This window comes from Enterobacter sp. JJBC, assembly GCF_036936505.1.
In the GTDB taxonomy this organism is placed as follows: domain Bacteria; phylum Pseudomonadota; class Gammaproteobacteria; order Enterobacterales; family Enterobacteriaceae; genus Enterobacter; species Enterobacter hormaechei_C.
In genome coordinates, this window is sequence record NZ_CP136935.1 from 4,048,052 (window position 1) to 4,065,579 (window position 17,528).

Genomic DNA, 17,528 nt, shown 5'->3' on the forward strand with positions numbered 1-17,528 from the left:
AGAGCAATCCCTTGAGAGTTATTCCGGGGTGACAATACAGAGTTGTCGGTTGTCTTCTGAAAGTTCGGTGACAATTAGCTGGGCTTCGCTGTCGCTCAAACACTGACGGGCTGCCAGCTGTAACGCCTGCCAGGGAGCGGCAACGCCCGCAAATCCGACAACCGTATCAATATGGGTAATTTTATCGGCTTTAAGCCCCGGGGCATGTGCCTCCCGGGCCTTGCTGAAGATATCGCCGGAGGCCATCTGGCCGCCGCTGGTCCAGGCCTGCTTCAGTGCAGTTTTTTCCAGCCCTGACCACATCATGACGCGTTCAAATGCCCGATCGAGATTGCCATCGCGACAGATCTGCGGCCGGTGAACCCTGACCGACACATCCGGGATGTCCTTCAGGCGGCAGTTGGTAAGCAGTAACATGGAAATGGCCTCGCCACTGTCCTCTGGCGGGTGTTCGTAAAGCTGAGCGCTGACCAGCAGTAACGCCGCAGCATGGTCATAATGGCAGTCCAGCCAGTAGTCCAGGATTTCCAGCCCCGTCAGGTCGCGAATGCGTACCAGCGGATGGGACATGCTTTTTTGCAGGAGCGATGGCAATGTCGAAAACTGTTCACCGGTATCCACCGCCAGATAGCAGGTCAGCGTTGACGGGAGCAACGACACCAGATTCTGGACGTGGGCGATTACTTCCTGAAAATAGTGCGCTTCCCGGTCAGCCATTTCCCCGGCGACCGACAGCGCCCGGTGACGAACCGGATTGCCACCATTAACGGGCTCACAGGGCATCATCAGGGGCTTTTTGGCTAACACGGCCTCGTGTGTCATCGGGCTGGCAGACCCCAGCCCGTTAATCAGGACTTCACCGATAAGCCAGGCAAAGCGCTGACCACGCGCAACGTCTGCACGGTAGCGTGCGGCAGTCGTGGCATTTTTCTGGTCGCAGCGCCCGCAAAGAAGGGCATATCCCAGATAGCGTCCGACAACCAGCAGGCCCCACAACACGACAGGCAATCCTGTTGCCAGCCCCCAGAAAGCGGCACCTGAGCGCTCGCCCTTCCAGAACAGGAATGTGGTCGCAACCCCTGCCAACAACATCACAATGCCCAGGAGGAGCCAGCGTTTAAAACGCGGACGGGGCGGCAGTTTTTCCTGCACGGGAATACGCTCAAGTTCAACCGGCACGTTTATCCCACCAGAGCATTGGGCAGTGAGCTGATAAGCGTGCAGCCGCAACCACACTTGTGGCCATGGAATGCCACAGGAACTCCGCGATCGCGATAATTTGGGTTACCTTCGACAATAGTGGTATCACCATGCTCAGGGCAGGAAACTCGATCACCTTTACGGGCCACACCAATATCACCAAAAAGCATGGTCGTTGAGCATGACAATACGGCTCCACCGTGCGTGGTTCTGTCACCGAGACGAATAATTCCTTGCATCAGCATTCCTATTGTTACGCTTAGAATAATATAGAAACATTACTTCCACACACAATCTGAACGATCATCATTGTATGCACCTATGTTTTCAGAGAACTCGGTAACTTTCCCTTTTAATGATTTATAATCAAACTGATAAAAGCGAGCACCTTGTGACATTACCGTATAATACCCATTTACTTTTCCGTTCAGCATTTCATTCCAATCGGTTGTAAAAGATGAGGGACGGTCAGCAGAATCTTGTTCTTCTTCTGTTTTTACGAAAAGCAATGGAATTGCCGATTTTGCATGTTCGTACTTAACATATCCAATATCTAATCCATCCTGAGTCATTTGGAAGAATTTAACATTCGTCTTCCCTGCACTAAAGCACCCTACAGTTTCACTCGCATGAGCTAATGAACTGAGTGACATAGCAAATACTGACAAAATCGCAACTAATACTTTCATTAAGACACCTCTAGAGCCGTAATTCTTCCATTTATATAATTGAGTACCTCTTGATACTCAACTCCGTAAATTTTTCTATGTGCCTGCCTTACTGGGAAGGGGCTTGCATTTATGAGTTCTTTTGCACGCTTGTAGCCTGCTAATGCTTTATCTTTATTCTTATCTGTGCCATGTCGTCTTGACCCTGGATCATGCCAAAGCCCCCAACCGAATGAGTAAATCTTACTATTGTAAATTTCACTGGACGTAAATGGATATGTTCCATCCTCGTTCTTTTTATTCAAATGCTCTGCATGAAGACTTTTCACAGCCTTATTAAATATATTTAGGCGATCATCATAACCATTGAAACCACCATTTATGACTGCTGTTATTTTGTTGAAATCATCATTCCCAGAGGGAATATCCAAAGATTTGTGAATTTTGAAAAACCAAAATGCAGAAAGAACACTATGAGGCAGTGCCGTTAATTTATCTCTGGCCGAGTCGGATGATGATACATCCTCACCAATATAATTCCCATAACTATCATAATTAGTCTGTAGTGTAATTTGGATTAATCCCCTACCATACCACGGTTGATAAGAGGCCCTTTCTCCATTAATTTCTTTGGTAAATCTAAAATTCCCACTTTCGTGCAAAACTTGTGCTAAGAAATGGGCTTTATCTCGACACTTAGTGATTTCAAACCGCTTAAAGCCTGCATTTAACCCATCTAAATAACTTTTTAGTGTATCAGCATTCACGCCTTGGGCTATCTTTTGAAGTTCCTCAATAGTGATATCTCGATTACATGCACATATCCCATGTTCATTAATTGCGTCTAAAAATATCACTGGATGCATATGCCAGACAGGGTCACCGCTGAATCCATCCACCTCGCTCATCCATTCCATGTCGTCAAACCACTGTCTGACATAGCTGATACAGAGGGGATCCATCTGCTTTAAAAATGTTCTCCACCGGTGATGGCTGCTGCCGCCAAACCATTCACTGTCGTGTTTCACCACCATTCGCGCCGCGATATCCCTGACATCCAGCTCCGCGTAATTAACCGCGTGACATAGTTCTTCGCCTGACAGGTCACCACTGTTATCGCTGTCCATTTTTCTCAGCAGGGCTTTGTAATAGTCAGAGACCTGTTTTTCCCGGATACCGCGTTCAGGGCGTACCCACTCCGCCATTCTGGTGAACCCGTCTTTGATCCACCCCTCACGCAGGGATTTCGTCATATCGGATGTGGACGGTTCTTCAAATGCTTTAAAGCCAAGTTTGTCCAGGTCGTACTGGCCGATATCCGCATCGACATCGTCTTCGCTTACCCAGGCCCCGTCTCCGATATCAAACCAGCGCTTGCCGTTGCTGTCTTTGAACGGATGGCATTTGTCCTGCGGCATGATTTTGTGAATATCTTTCTTCACCTTACCTTCAGTTTTGGTGAAGGTATCCCCGGAACGGGCATAGACCGAACTCTCCGGATGAATATGAACGTATTTCGGGCCACTTTTCACCTGTGCCTTATTGCTCAAAAAATCGATCATCCGGCTGTCGGTGCTGAGCACTTCAATGTGCGCGAACGCACTTTTCTCCACACCGTGTAAGTCACAGGGGGCAATGTCTTCCGCCAGATAGCCCACCGCATCACCTGCTGCAACCTCAAGTCTGGTTGCCGGTTTAACGACAGTATCAAATGTGCCCTGCGCTACAGCCTGCTGCATCCAGGCCGGCAGGTGTGCCATCTGCTCACCCACAGGTGTCACATATTGCGGATCGAGTGACATCCAGAACGCTTTACCGGTCATCTCGGATTTGCTGTTCAGCGCCCGGGCAAGCCCAAACGTCTGCGTTTGTCCTTTCAGGTCGAAGGCGTTCTCACGCAGAACAACGACGCTGTCACCTGTTTTCAGCTTATTCTTCGCTACCGGCGCCTTATCTCCGGCTTTTTCTTTGCCGGTATATTCACGCTGACTCAGCCCGTCGCCCTTGTCTGTGACCTTATACAGCTTGTGTTTTGGGAAAGCCGACAGCGGAGCAAGCCCGATATACAGCGTGTAAAAGTCGAGGCTGTTGGCCTTCTTTTCAGGATCGGGGGTGCAGGTGGATTTGACTAGCACAAAGGTACTGGAATATTGCAGCGGCTTATTCATGTACGTGGACGTCAGGTAATCCTGATTCACACGCCAGGCCACCACTTCGCCACCCGCCATAAACTGAAGCGGCACCGCCGTGTCTGCCGTCTCGTTTGTCAGCACTGAGCCGGGAGCACTCTCACTCGTAATGTGGATCCCGCCATGCCACATGTTATTCGTTCCGGCCAGCCAGGAGCCGTGTGGCTCCTGAAGGAGCAGTTTCATCATGTCATCCACTGTGGCGTAGTTATCGCCATTGGCTTTTCGGGCAGGAAAACAGATTTTCATTCCGGTCATCCTTAACGTGAAGGGATATTACGTGTTTTGGGAGGCGTCACGCTGGCGTTTGTCTGGCTAAACTTAGGCGGGGTAATGTCCATACTGCCACCCGCCATCGGTGAGCGGTAATGCGCAGATTTGACCAGGTAATCCCCCGGGGTTTCTTCCAGAATGCCGCCGTTGTCCAGCGTGATACTGGAGCCGCCGCCGTTAAGTCGCAGTTTAGGCGCACTGATGAGCAGTTCATCCTTGTTACTGCTGATGGTAAACAGCAGCTCAGATGTCATCTCCATCGAACTCGCTTCAGCGCGGATCTCAACATCACCCTGATTAGCAATCATCTTCGCCCCGGACTGATGAGCAAACAGCCCGACAGACTCACTGGCAGCCAGCGTGATGTTCTTCATTGCTCCCATATCCAGATGCTGACCTGCACTCAGGATGGTGTTCTGCTTGCTGGTCATCTGAAGATGCTCACCCGACGTGAACGCCACGCCCTGCGGTGCGCTGCCCAGCAGTGCCGCGGACTGAAGGTCTCTCAGGCGGTTTTCCAGCATTCTGTTCTGGCTTTCGAGGTCACAGGTGAGTGCCTGAGCCTGCTGTGCAAGCAGATTGAGCCGCTTCATTTCGGCCGCTGACTGATTCAGGCGTTCAATAGCCGGCGCCATATCCAGCATTTTGCCCTGTGCCGCCGGTTGTGCATCAGCAGTCAGGAACATCCCCCGTCCGGCACGCAGCGCCCCGTATTCATCGGTGCGCAGTTCAAAACCGGTTCCGCGGGGCTCACGCTCACTATCTACAACATGACCGCCGTTGAGTTGCGTCTTGCCAAACGGCGTCGCCAGCTTGAAATGCTCTTTCTGACGCTTGTCTTCCAGACGGAGTTTGTTGTCTCCGGCCGTACGCCAGATGTTGCGCGTGTGATTATCACGGATGACGTGATCCGGGTGTTCTGAATCGTGCTGAGCGTGGGCAATGTACGGGCGGTCAGGGTCACCCCCGTCGAACATCACCGAGACTTCAGTGCCATCAAGCAGCGGGGAGTGGAAGCCGTAGGTATCCCCGGCGTACGGTTTTGCCATGCGCAGCCAGAGGTAGGCATAGCCCTGCTCGGTGCTGTTACGGTCAAAGTCGAGCCGGACGCGATACCGCCCCTGATTGTCGAGGTACGCATAAGTGTCATGCTTCTCATCACTTTCCACCCGGGCAGGCAGGGAGCCGGCCATCACCGGGCGGTTCAACAGAGCCGGACGAAAACAGACCGTTTCGCTGTAAGGAATGCCCGTAAAGCGCAGCTGAAAGCCTTTGTCACGTGCACCTGAGGTGTGAATACCGGTGATGACGATGCCGTTCTTCAGCGAGTCAGGCAGTCCACTGCCCTGTGGCTCCAGCACTTCGCCCGGAGCCAGAACCAGCCGGCTTGCTCGCCCCGTGACTGTTTGCTGAGCATTGAGGTAGCGCTCATGGCGCAGGCGGGCATACCAGGCACCGCTCTCCGGTGTTTGCTCATCCCCCTGACTCAGGAACGGCTCAGCATAGTGATACACCTCACCGATGGTGGCCCCACCCTCCTGACAAACCGTCACCGAACTGTCCTGTGGGGTCAGTGCATCACGGTAGTTATAGTCGCGGCTAGCCACACTGCCGGTGACCACGCGGTCTGTCGGCCGAATATCCCAGACGCTTTCCTGACCGTTGTCGCTGGTGCGTGACGGCGGAATAATGGGCAGCTTTACACCAAACTGATACTGCATCTGGCTGTCCTGGAAAATTACCACGTCCTGTTCAATGCGGCCATCCATCTCAAAGCGCCAGAAGATACCAACTTCGGCCAGCAGGCGCTGAACAAAAGCCAGGTCTGTCTCACGCCACTGGGTAATGAGCTCCCGGGCCGGGTAGGTCTGCGACAGACGAAATTCAAAATCTGCCCCTTCCAGCCCATGAGAGCGCAGTATCTGCTCTACCACTTCCGGTACGGACTGATTGAGATATACCGCGCATCGCTCCGTGTGCTGCATCAGGGCAATACGCGGCACGAGTCGCAGGGCGTAGGTGATTTCATCCCCTGACACGGAGATTCGGCGGAATGTATCCACCACGCCGTATACCGTGCGCACCGGCGCAGCTGGCGTGCCATCAAACAATGGCGTCTGGAAGGTGAAGGATGCCGGTTTCAACATCACCTCATTGCTGGCAATGCTCGCCGCACAGGTGAAAGTGACATCATAATGCCACGGCTGGCTCAGCGTTTCACTGGCGCGAAAACGCAGCACGTCCAGAAAGTGTGAACAGTCATGAATATCCACACGATAACGGGACAGCCCCAGCGCTTCATCAAATTTCTTCTGTGCCAGACTGGTAACATCACTATTCATCCTTTATCTCCCTTACGGAACACCTGCCACCGTCAATTAATTATCGCCACTGAGGAAAGTAATGCGATCATTAGTCATTCTTATCTGGCACTGATAAATTTCGATACGCTGTTTAATATCGACATTGTTCGATTCTGCGTCCGACAATTTGCCGCATTTAGTAACTTTTTCATTTACCCATGCCAGCTGTTCTTTTTTTAACGCATTTCGCGAAGAGTCCGGGAGCTCTCGCCAAACGGAATTCAGGTTGCGGTCTGAAATTTTATATTCGGCCTTAGCAGAATCCAGCGCACCTTTAAACTGAGCATGAATAATCTGGTTTTTATTAAAATAAATAATTCCGTTCTGCGTTATGATTTCGCGACATCAAATTCAAGCACTATCCCCTCTTCGTCATTCCAGCCGAGCGTCAGGGAGTCCGGTTTCTGTTTCGCGGCCATGTGGGTCAGCAGTTGCTGACTCAGCACCGGCAGGATTTGCTGGTTGAGCAGGCTGTCAACATTCCTCGCACCAGTATCCGGCAGCAGGCAGGCGGCGGTCAGCGCGTCATACAGGCTCTCTTCAATATGCGTCAGCAGGCCGTAGTGTCGGTTCAGCCGCTTACTGACCTGTGACAGCTTCATCTCCACGATGGTTCGCATCGCCGCTTCCGCCAGCGGGCGATATATCACCGTCTGGAAGCGCGCCAGCAGCGCCGGCTGGAAGTGGTCACGCAGTATCGGGCGCAGCAGTTCGTGCAGGTCGCTTTCTGTCGCTTCCCGCTGTTCGTCCAGCAACGGCATCAGGTAGTCGCTGCCGAGGTTCGAGGTCATGAGGATAACGGTATTGCGAAAGTCGATTTCGCGCCCCTCGCCGTCGCGCATAAAGCCGCGGTCGAACACCTGATAGAACAGGTTCATGACGTCACGGTGTGCTTTTTCCACCTCATCAAGCAGCACCACGCTGTACGGGCGCTTACGTACCGCTTCGGTGAGAATGCCGCCCTGACCGTAACCCACGTAACCCGGAGGCGAGCCTTTCAGCTGTGAAACGGTGTGCGGCTCCTGGTACTCGGACAGGTTGATAGTGATGAGGGATTTCTCACCGCCGTACAGCATGTCCGCCAGCGCCAGCGCGGTTTCGGTCTTACCGACGCCACTCGGGCCAACCAGCAGGAATACACCCTGCGGGCCATTCTCTGACGTCAGCCCGGTTTTGGCGGCGCGCAGGCGCCGGGCGATGGCGGTCAGCGCCATGTCCTGGCCGACCACTCGTTTGCCGATGTCATCTTCCAGACTCAGCAGTCCGGTCTGCTCGTCTTTCATTAATGAGGAGAGCGGCACGCCGGTCCAGTCGGCAATCACGTTGGCCACCGTGCGGGTATCGACATCCACCTGGACCAGCGTCCCGGCTTCCTGCAGGATAGCCAGTTGCTGTCGGCAGTCAGCGATGTCCGTCTGACGGCTGATATCCTTCCGGATGGCGCTCAGTTCAGTGGCGACCGCTTTCTGCTGTTCAAACTGGTGTGTCTGTTTTTGCAGGCTGTCTTCCAGCATCGTGCGCTGCAGGACAAGTGCACTCAGACGGTCGCCGTGGGAAGTACTGCCGGCGGCGATATCTTCCAGCAACGCCTGCTCTTCCAGTGCCAGCGCCGTCAGTTGCGCTTTCAGCCGGGTAATGGCTTCCGGTACCGTATCGAGACTCATGCGCACGCGCGCGGCGGCGGTATCCAGCAAATCAACCGCCTTGTCCGGCAGCTGGCGGCCGGTCAGGTAGCGACGGGACAGGGTGACGGCCGCACGGACCGCATCGTCAGTGATGTGCACGTTATGGTGTTCGGCATAGCGGGATTTGAGACCGCGAAGCATCAGACAGGCGGTGTCGTCATCCGGCTCGTCCACCTTCACCATCTGGAAGCGGCGCTCCAGCGCGGCATCGCGTTCGAAGTACTGCTTATATTCAGACCAGGTGGTCGCGGCGATGGTACGCAGTTCGCCACGGGCCAGTGCCGGTTTAAGCAGGTTGGCCGCATCTGCACCACCTGCCTGGTTGCCCGCGCCAATGATGGTATGGGCTTCATCAATAAACAGCAAAATCGGGGTGGGCGACTGCTGTACAGCATCGATGACGTTTTTCAGGCGCTGTTCGAACTCACCTTTCACTCCTGCACCTGCCTGCAACAGGCCGAGGTCGAGGGTACGCAGAATAACCGGTTTCAGGCTTTCCGGAACGTTGCCTTCAGCGATACGTAAAGCCAGACCTTCCACCAGCGCCGTTTTGCCGACGCCTGGTTCACCCACCAGAATCGGGTTGTTCTTGCGACGGCGCGAGAGAATGTCCACCATCTGACGAATTTCAGTATCACGACCAAAGACCGGGTCGATTTTGCCTTCTCTGGCTTTGGCGGTGACGTCGAGCGTGAATTTATCCAGTGCATTCTGCAGCGCCGGGTTCAGTTCACCTTCTTTCAGCTCTGCACCCACCGGACGTCCAACAAACTCCACCTCACCGCCGTGGCTCTGTGCCAGTTCGGCTTCCTGCTGCACGTCTGGGCGTTCATCAGACTGCGCGTCCAGCAGTGGGCGAAGGCGCTCCAGCTGGCTCTGACCGAGCGTCAGTAGTGGCCACAGCCCGTCGCAGCGCACCAGGTTCTGTTTTTCCACCAGGGCCATCAGCAGATGGACGCTGCGAATCTGCTCTTCACCATTGAGAGAGGCTATAAGCCAGGCTTCCTGCATCAGGGTCTGAATGCCGTCAGACAGCTGCGGGCGGTGACGTACCGAACGCGGCTGTTTATCCAGCCAGCCCAGCAAATCCTGCCAGATGGCGTCCATATCCCATTCGTAGCGGCGGGCCAGCACGGTAAGGTCCCCCTCCCCCTGCTCCAGCAGTTTCAGCAGCCAGTGCTCCGGCAGAATTTCCGCATGGGCGCGGGTCTGACACAGAGAGGCCGCCCCTTCCATCGCGCGGGCGCAGTAAGGGTTGAGACGTCGAAGAAGGATTGCCGGGTTTTCCATGTTTGCTTGCTCACTGTTGAGGACCGTTCAGGCACGCTACCGCCCCTGGCCGTTACCGAGGCCCATAAGGTCTGTTTCCGGGATGTGATGTTTTTTGCTCAACGCCCGCACAGGCAGACGCTCAGCAAAAGCAAAAGCAAAAAAGCGGACAGAGAAGCTCTGCCCGCTCGTGACTTACGCGGTGGCGCGTTCGTTCCAGGAATCGGAATGAATGATGTTGCCGTCTTTGTAGGTCCAGGTGATTTTTTCGTAACGCAGCTCGATCTGCTCAAGGTGGTTGTGCTTCTCGAAAGAAGGATCCTTGATGTCGTGCATCACCGGATTCACTTTAACGACCTTCACGTTTTCCAGTTTGGTGTTGAAATACTCCACTTCCTGGCCCGCGTCGTTGATTTTGTACCACTTGAATTCCGCAGACTTGAGGGTCTGACCGGTGGTCACAGCCTTGTACAGATACGGGCTGGAGGAGTCGATTTCCTTGGTGAACAGGAACGGGGTGTGGATACGGGTACCGGTCAGCTTGCCGGTGTTGTTGTCAGTCGGGATGTACAGGTTATGCTCCTGAGCGACAACCTCGATGCTGCCATCACGATCCTGAACGTCCACAGACCCTTTAATGTCCGCACCGCCGTCGTCCTTCAGCCAAAGATAAACAGGAATTGCCATGGAATTACTCTCCATTGTGTTGTGATGCGCCATCATCCTGCGATGACGCCTGGGTGTGGCCCGGTATCTGACAGGCATTGGCCTGCGGTACCAGACTGATTTCGACACGGCGGTTGAGCGTACGGCCCTCCGGGGTGTCGTTGGTTGCGATCGGACGGCTTGCGCCATAGCCCTGCACCGCAAAACAGCTTTCCGGCACGTCACCGGTGTCACGCATCCAGTCGCGTACCGCGGCAGCACGCTCGAGCGACAGCGTCTGGTTCAGCTGTGCATTACCGGTGTTATCCGTATGACCCGCGACCACAATCAGCCAGCCCGGTTTCGCCTTGATGCCGACCAGCGAATTGACCAGCATTTTGGTGGAGCCGGTTTTCAGCACCGCTTTGCCGGAGTCAAACAGCGACATACTGTCGAGACGGACAATTTTCGGTACCGGCTTTAGCTTCGGTTTTGGCGATGGCGGCGGAGGAACATACGTATCAATGGCCTGCTGCACCGCCAGCCACAGGCGGTTGCCCGGATACAGTCCGAGCCCGTAGCGATGGGGTTCTCCCTGACGCTGCCAGCGCTCCAGCAACAGTGCATCCTGCTGCAGGGCATGCAGGGCCTGCGCTTTCGGGGCATAGTGGTTCATCGGGATAGCCTGCCAGCGCTGAAGGTCGGCGCTGACCGTGCGGATAAGCGACTGGTTATGCCGCACGGACAGGACAATGGCACCCAGGGCGCATAACAGCAGAATCATCACCACCCGACGCGCGGTTTTGCCACCCTGCAACGGGGTGGTATAAGGAGCCAGCAGAGGAAGTACCGCATCGGCAAAATGCCAGCGCGGTTCACAGGCAGTGACATGGCCGGCAGAGGCAATGCGGGTCTGGCGGAACAATAACTGTGGCCACAGCGCGGCTGCCGAGGTGGATACCGACCCGAGACGCAGGGAGACAGCAAATGGTCGTAAGGCCGGACACAACCTGTCCGCTTTGCTCAGTTCATCCAGCATCACGGCGTGAAGCAGCGATGTCGCCTGGGACAGGTATGGCTGAATTAGAGCCGTCTGCGGGGACTGCTGCCATTCTCTGAGGGTGACAGCAGGTTCGTTTTCAGGACATACCAGGGTCGTATTTCCCCGTACCACTATCCAGGGCGTTTCCGGACCGCTGAATTCGGCACTCAGGACCACCGGCACGCTAAAGCCGGTCAGGTCCCGCAACTGCTTCATCTGCAGGCGCAATGCTTTCAAAGAGGCGCGCAACAGCGCCTCATCTTCATGCTGGTCCGGCAAACAGCGGTACATTACGGCGAGCTGGCCTGCCATCGTCGGCGTACGGGCCAGCAGACGCTCTGCAAAAGGCGTGAGTCCGGTCAGTTCCGTTATCCGGAGGTACCACCCCTGCGCCGTGCCGCGTGTCTGCCCTGCTGTGAACATGCTATCGTCCACATCCCCGCATACCAGCACCACCGGTCCGGTATGACTGTCGGGCGGGAAAAGTCCGGCCTCATCAGCCAGCTGTACCGGTCGCTGTTGACGGTAACGGCGACGGGCAAGCATGCCCGCAACCAGCAAGGCTACCAGAGTCAGGAAGGCTTTCCCGGCAACCAGCCAGGTCAGGAATCCCCATACCAGCCACAGTACGGCGGCAAGGCAGAGCACTACCGGCAGGGCCGCCCGGGCCAGGGTTTTTCCACGCATCAGGGCTGCTCCGGCAGTTGCTGGCGCAGCAGATCCTGCAACCACAAATGACCACCCAGCCACACCACACCGGTCAGGATCACCGCCAGCACAATCCAGAACCAGACGGAGCGCAGCAGGTTATCACGACGGCGACCGGTCTTCTGAACCACCAGTGATGTCCCGCTTTCCAGCGGTGGCACTCGCTCATTCAGGGCAGCGATCACTTCATCGCGCTGAGACTGTCCCACCCCGGAGAGGCTGTATTGCCCCTGAAACCCCAGCGCCAGCACCCGCTGGTAGCAGGTTAGCACCGCAGGCTCCGGTGCGGGCTGACGCAGCACCTCCGCGATACGATCGTACAAGGCTCCGCCCGCTCTCAGGGAGCCGAAGTAAACCGCCTGCAGTGGCGCAGAACGCCAGGCTCGTTGCCCGGCATCAAGGGGCATATTCAGCGCACCAAGGGCACTGTCGCCGGATACTGCCGCTTGCGCATTTTCCGTGTGCTGAGCCACGGGTTTACGATTCATGACGGTTTCATCCAGCAGGGCGCACTGGGCATAAGTGATGTGATCAATACTTTCAGCACCCAGCCCGGCGCGCACCAGCGCCTCGCGTACGCTTTCCACCTGCGCTTTGCAGGCCGCATACAGCGCAGGGCCATCCGTCACCTGCCCACCGTGACGCAATTGCGCCACGGTTAGCCAGGTCTCTGCCATCAGGGCATCAATGTCGATAACCTTATTCATGAGCGCAGCACCGCAAACAGTTCAAGCTCCAGCTCGCCGAGCAGGGATGGAACGTAGAATACGCACACCCCCTGATCCAGCATTTCGCGGGCCGCATCACTCTCCATGTCCAGTACAAAGTACTGGTTCTCCAGACGCACCGGCAGTGCAGCAGGGACACGGCTCAGGGCAATGAGGCCAATTCCCTCGACGGCCACGCCGGATACTTCACCGACATTCGCCGGGGCACCGGCAATACACATCTCTGCGAACCGTTCAGCAATCTGCCATGCTGGCTGATTGGCTCGTACGGAAAGGTAAAAATCCGCTTCATCGCGCAGACGAATATCATGCAGTACCGCTTTCCAGGTTTCCGGATCCAGACGATCCATCCTGACCGCGACCACTCGTGAAGGCAGGCTGGCCTCCAGCAGCTCACTGATGAGGTCAAACAGCGGCGGGAAGGTTTTTTCCGGCGCGCGGTGGTCATATCCCGGAATGGCATCCAGATCGTGCTCAAGCGAGAAGGTCAGCATACTGCCAGCAAGACGCGCCAGTTCGGCCCAGACCTGCTCAGGATGTCTGTCAGGGAAGCGCTCATACTCAGAAAGCACCCGTGCATGCGAGTTCAGGGCATTCAGCAACCAGAACAACGAAACGTCAGCGACCGCAAAATCGGCCATTCTGTCGTTGCTTTCACGACGCATGGACATCAGACGATGACGGCGGGAGCGCAGCTGGCGATTCAGCAGCGCAAGACGTTCACACAGATTACGACTTGCCGAGAAGAGCGCCATCGGCGGGATAAAGTCAGGATCCTGACGCCAGCCCCCCTGCCCGTCCTGTAACAGACGGGCAATGGCGCAGGTATCCCAGGCGCCGTTGTCTTCATGTCCGAAACGGAATGCCAGATTAAACCGGGCCACCGCCATCGACTCTTCTTCCTGACCGAAGCGGTCGGCGATTGTCTCCCACGCTTCCCGATAGCGAAGCGGGCGCTCTGCAGGTTGCGTGTCTGTCTGCACATTGACGATCCCGGCTTGCATCACCGGTAACGCCACATACACTGTCACCGGGGCATTGCCGGCAGAAGCCGGTGCCTCGATTTCACGTGGCTCCGGAGGCAGGTCACTGGATCGGGTATCAACCAGTGTGTCATCCGGTAACCAGAGACGAAGTGACTGCGCCTGCACGCGGCCGGAGGCCAGCATCGCGTCATCAAGCTCAACCCGACCAACACCCCAGTGGAAAGCATTTCCGCGGGCGGCAATACCGGCCCGGGAAAATGCATCCCATTCAGACTGCTGCTGGAACTGCTGAGGGGCCAGAAGCGCCCCTTCATTCCATAACGGACGATAAATTTTCACCCTGATTTCCCCTCGCCTCAGGATTTGGCTTTCGGCATCTGGGAAACCAGCGACAGGTTGACGTCCATCCCTTCCACCTGGAAGTGCGGCACCGCATAGAGTTTCACACGGAAGAAGCCCGGGTTGTCCTCAATATCTTCCACCACCACTTTGGCGTCACGGAGCGGGTGAGAAGCCTGCAGCTCGTCGCCCGGATCGGTCATTTCGGTCACCAGACTGCGCACCCAGGTGTTGAGCTCAAGCTCCAGCAGGCGACGGTCCTTGGTGGTACCGATGTTTTCACGCTGAATCAGCTTGAGGTAGTGAGCGATACGGGACAGCAGGAAAATGTACGGCAGACGCGCGTTGATACGGCTGTTGGCCGTGGCATCTGCAGTGTCGTACAGGGCCGGCTTCTGCGTGGAGTTAGCGCTGAAGAAGCAGGAATAATCTCTGTTTTTATAGTAACTTAATGGAATAAAGCCCAGGTTCGCAAACTCAAACTCACGGGTTTCCGGGATCATCACTTCTGACGGGATCTTCACCTGATTGCCGGTACCCAGATCGTACAGATGAATAGGCAGGTCCTGCACGGCACCACCAGCCTGTGGGCCACGAATTTGTACACACCAGCCGTTGTTGATGAAGCTGCGAACCATGTTGGATGCAAAGGCGAAGGATGCGTTGGTCCACAGGTATTTATCGTGATCCGGGCCTTTCACTTCTTCCACGTAGTTAAAGCTGCGTACGGGCACGGTATCCGGGCCATATGGCAGGCGACCCAGCACGCGCGGCATCACCAGACCGATATAGCGGGCATCGTCCGTCTCACGGAAGGATTTCCACTTGATGTACTCCGCACGGTCGAAGTAGTTGCCAATGTCCTTGATGGCCGCCACTTCCTCCATCGAATCCTTGAGGAAGAATTTCGGGCCGGCAGAACCGATAAACGGCATGTGGGCAGCTGCGGAGACTTTTGAAATGTTACGCAGCAGGGCAACATCCTGCGCAGACGCATCAAACTCGTACGCTGAAATCAGCGCAGCAATCGGCTCTCCACCCGGAGTGTCGTACTCATCAATATATGTATGTTTATACAGTCCACTCTGAATGATTTCCGGGCTGTCTTCGAAGTCCTGACGCAGATCTTCTTTGGACATATCCAGCAGCTCAACCTTGACGTTCTGGCGAAAATCGGTTTTGTCGACCAGGGATTTCACGCCGCGCCACAGGCTCTCCACCGCCTGGAATTCTTCGCTGTGCATTACCGCGTCCAGCTGACGGCTAATCTGGTAGTCCAGCTCTGCGATATGGTGGTCAATCAGGTTTTTGTCGAGTTTTTCAACTTTTGAGCCTGATTTTGTCAGACACTCCAGGAACACCTGCATCCCCGCCGTTAAACGTTCATCCGCGGTCGCATCCGACATCGCCTGTGCGTCCTGCCAGATATCCAGCGCACTCAGCTCGGACACCGGGTTAAGATTGATTTTTTCAAACAGGGATGCATAAACCCCACCTGCCGCAGGACGTTCCAGCACCACGCTTTCGCCACCAGCCGCATTCTCATTTTTTACAGACATCAGCATCTTCCTTTTTAATCCGTTAAATCATCGTGACCGTTATGGCTGCTTAGGCGCCAGGGCTGAAAGTTCGGCTCTGAGTTCTGCGCTTAACGCCGGGTCGAGCAGAATTTTTTCCAGCTCCTTTCGGAAAGCCTGATTGTCCAGCAGGTTCGCTTTTAAATCGCGAAGCAGGTTGCGCATGGAAAGCATTGCCTTCAGCTGTGGGATTTGCCTGGAAACCTGCTCCGGGGTGAAATCCTTCATGCTCCGGAAGGTCAGGCCGATGTTTTCTTCACTGCCGTCATCAGCCAGCGTGTTTTTAACGGTCAGATTGACTTTTGGGGAGTATTCGGAGAGCACTGAGTCGAAGTTATTTTTGTTCAAGTTAACTTTTTTGCGCTCAGACAGTGGTGCAGACTCCTGACCATTACTGAAGTCACCCGCCACCAGTAATTTCAGAGGGAGCTCGGTTTTCTTGCTGGCTCCCCCTGTATGCAGGTCAAGCTTTAGATTAATACGTGCCTTTGGCACTTCATTCTGGAAACTATCAGCCATCTCATCATCCCTCGGTTTATCGCTGCGTGCACTTTCAGACTAAAGTGATTTACACGCGATAATAGAATAATAATCGACTTAAGATCAAATATAGCGATCTTTAATCGGCATAGAGAAAATTCCTAAGAATTTTCTACTAAATGTTAATAGTGAATTGCACTGACATGCCAGTAAAATGAACTACCACTAGTGCGCAAAACGAGCATTTATTTCGCAACAGTTAAAATGAACGGAGATTTGTTAACAGAATGACCTTGAATTGATCCAAATCAATATCGGAAAAATTAAAATACCCATTCATTTTCAGAGATATGGTTTTAGATCAGTAAGGATAAAAGGGGCAGTAAGCCATAACCTTGCTTCATGTGGGAAATACAGCAGTAGCGATAAGGAAAACATCAGGAACAAAAGCGGTTTCATGTCCCGGAAGAAAACGTTTCAATAACTATCAGAGATGTATGGCGATCCTGTCAGGCTTCAGCACGACAGCAGGGAGTGCATGGGCCAGGAAAACCGCCATACATGCTGACAGGTTGCCCGTCACCTGAAATTCAACCGGCGCAACCAGTTTGCCTTCATTAGAAAATCCATCGGTCAGTGCCGATTTTCTTACCAGCAGCGCATCAATATCACGATATTCTTCAGTCAGGGCTTCAGTGCCCCACTCCCGGTCACTCACCACTGCATTGACCCAGCCCTCCGATTTAAGCTGTTCAATTGCGTACGTCAGACGGTACAAATCCGACTGAGCGGTCACCGGCCCTGTACAGGATACCCACAAATATTCCAGACGACTGAATAAGCTTGCGGCAAGACCTTTGCTGCGTCCCAGCGTCAGCAATGCCTCAATATCGGATGCGATTGCACGCGTAAACCGTTTTTGCTTATACGCCACCGTTAACCAGCGCAGTAAAAATGCGTGCGTGCTGAGTGGCGACAACGCCTGACCATCCTGCTGTGCGGTACGTAAGGCGACAAGCGCACACCATGCAAAATGTGCCAGTGCCGCGACGGTTTGTTCCGGGGGTAAGGTATCGTGAGCTTTTTTCATTCAGAAATTATATCGGCGCAGCAGAGATCGGGGAAGACCGGGATAAGGTGCATATTTTCAGACCAGAATTAACTGCCATCTTCTTTGCTTACAGACACAATTATCTTCACGGACAAACCACACCCGTTCTGGCTGTCATCACTGGAGATACCATTTCATTCACGCTGGTCTGTAGCTGACTGAATGGCTGTGAAAATGAACATCTTTCTATGCGACTGATAATGAAAGACGCCATACTGGTGAAGTTGCTATCAGTACCCGTCACAGTGCGCCATGCCTCTCTGAG

General features: G+C 54.6%; 14 protein-coding genes. All 14 read right to left on the reverse strand.

The window, feature by feature from the left end; genetic code table 11:
• Positions 1-18: 18 nt before the first annotated feature.
• The 14 genes from RY075_RS19450 to RY075_RS19515 all read right to left on the reverse strand — a co-directional run bounded on the left by RY075_RS19450 (position 19) and on the right by RY075_RS19515 (position 17,242).
• Entirely contained in the window at positions 19-1,179 is a 1,161-nt protein-coding gene (locus RY075_RS19450) for a hypothetical protein (RefSeq protein ID WP_338627917.1), read from the reverse strand.
• 2 nt (positions 1,180-1,181) lie between these two features.
• Positions 1,182-1,439 carry a PAAR domain-containing protein gene (locus RY075_RS19455; RefSeq protein ID WP_115396277.1) on the reverse strand — a complete coding sequence of 86 codons (258 nt, stop codon included), beginning with the start codon at positions 1,437-1,439 and terminating at the stop codon, positions 1,182-1,184.
• A gap of 39 nt (positions 1,440-1,478) precedes the next feature.
• Positions 1,479-1,889, reverse strand: a complete 411-nt coding sequence (locus RY075_RS19460; protein ID WP_338627918.1) for a hypothetical protein — start codon at positions 1,887-1,889, stop codon at positions 1,479-1,481.
• Positions 1,889-4,306, reverse strand: coding sequence for a hypothetical protein (locus RY075_RS19465; RefSeq protein ID WP_338627919.1), 2,418 nt, complete (start codon positions 4,304-4,306; stop codon positions 1,889-1,891). The genes RY075_RS19460 and RY075_RS19465 overlap by 1 nt, the downstream gene beginning before the upstream one ends.
• Before the next feature lie 11 nt (positions 4,307-4,317).
• Entirely contained in the window at positions 4,318-6,672 is a 2,355-nt protein-coding gene (vgrG, locus tag RY075_RS19470) for a type VI secretion system tip protein VgrG (RefSeq protein WP_338627920.1), read from the reverse strand.
• A gap of 36 nt (positions 6,673-6,708) precedes the next feature.
• A complete protein-coding gene (locus RY075_RS19475; protein ID WP_338628670.1) occupies positions 6,709-7,029 on the reverse strand; it encodes a lysozyme inhibitor LprI family protein in 321 nt (106 codons plus the stop codon).
• The gene (gene tssH, locus RY075_RS19480) at positions 7,023-9,668 is read right to left on the reverse strand and encodes a type VI secretion system ATPase TssH (RefSeq protein ID WP_338627921.1); all 2,646 of its coding nucleotides are present in this window, start codon (positions 9,666-9,668) and stop codon (positions 7,023-7,025) included. The genes RY075_RS19475 and tssH overlap by 7 nt, the downstream gene beginning before the upstream one ends.
• A 174-nt stretch (positions 9,669-9,842) precedes the next feature.
• A complete protein-coding gene (hcp, locus tag RY075_RS19485) occupies positions 9,843-10,334 on the reverse strand; it encodes a type VI secretion system effector Hcp (RefSeq protein WP_126356469.1) in 492 nt (163 codons plus the stop codon).
• A gap of 4 nt (positions 10,335-10,338) precedes the next feature.
• Positions 10,339-12,021 (reverse strand): OmpA family protein, encoded by a 1,683-nt coding sequence (locus RY075_RS19490; protein WP_338627922.1) that lies wholly within the window; start codon positions 12,019-12,021, stop codon positions 10,339-10,341.
• The gene (tssL, locus tag RY075_RS19495) at positions 12,021-12,749 is read right to left on the reverse strand and encodes a type VI secretion system protein TssL, short form (protein ID WP_338627923.1); all 729 of its coding nucleotides are present in this window, start codon (positions 12,747-12,749) and stop codon (positions 12,021-12,023) included. The genes RY075_RS19490 and tssL overlap by 1 nt, the downstream gene beginning before the upstream one ends.
• The gene (gene tssK, locus RY075_RS19500) at positions 12,746-14,095 is read right to left on the reverse strand and encodes a type VI secretion system baseplate subunit TssK (protein ID WP_338627924.1); all 1,350 of its coding nucleotides are present in this window, start codon (positions 14,093-14,095) and stop codon (positions 12,746-12,748) included. Before tssK ends, tssL begins: the two co-directional genes overlap by 4 nt.
• Before the next feature lie 17 nt (positions 14,096-14,112).
• Positions 14,113-15,660 carry a type VI secretion system contractile sheath large subunit gene (tssC, locus tag RY075_RS19505; protein WP_194386728.1) on the reverse strand — a complete coding sequence of 516 codons (1,548 nt, stop codon included), beginning with the start codon at positions 15,658-15,660 and terminating at the stop codon, positions 14,113-14,115.
• A 33-nt stretch (positions 15,661-15,693) separates the two neighbouring features.
• Positions 15,694-16,191 carry a type VI secretion system contractile sheath small subunit gene (gene tssB / locus RY075_RS19510; RefSeq protein ID WP_338627925.1) on the reverse strand — a complete coding sequence of 166 codons (498 nt, stop codon included), beginning with the start codon at positions 16,189-16,191 and terminating at the stop codon, positions 15,694-15,696.
• Positions 16,192-16,639: 448 nt separating this feature from the next.
• A complete protein-coding gene (locus tag RY075_RS19515) occupies positions 16,640-17,242 on the reverse strand; it encodes a DUF2913 family protein (protein ID WP_338627926.1) in 603 nt (200 codons plus the stop codon).
• Positions 17,243-17,528 lie beyond the last annotated feature (286 nt).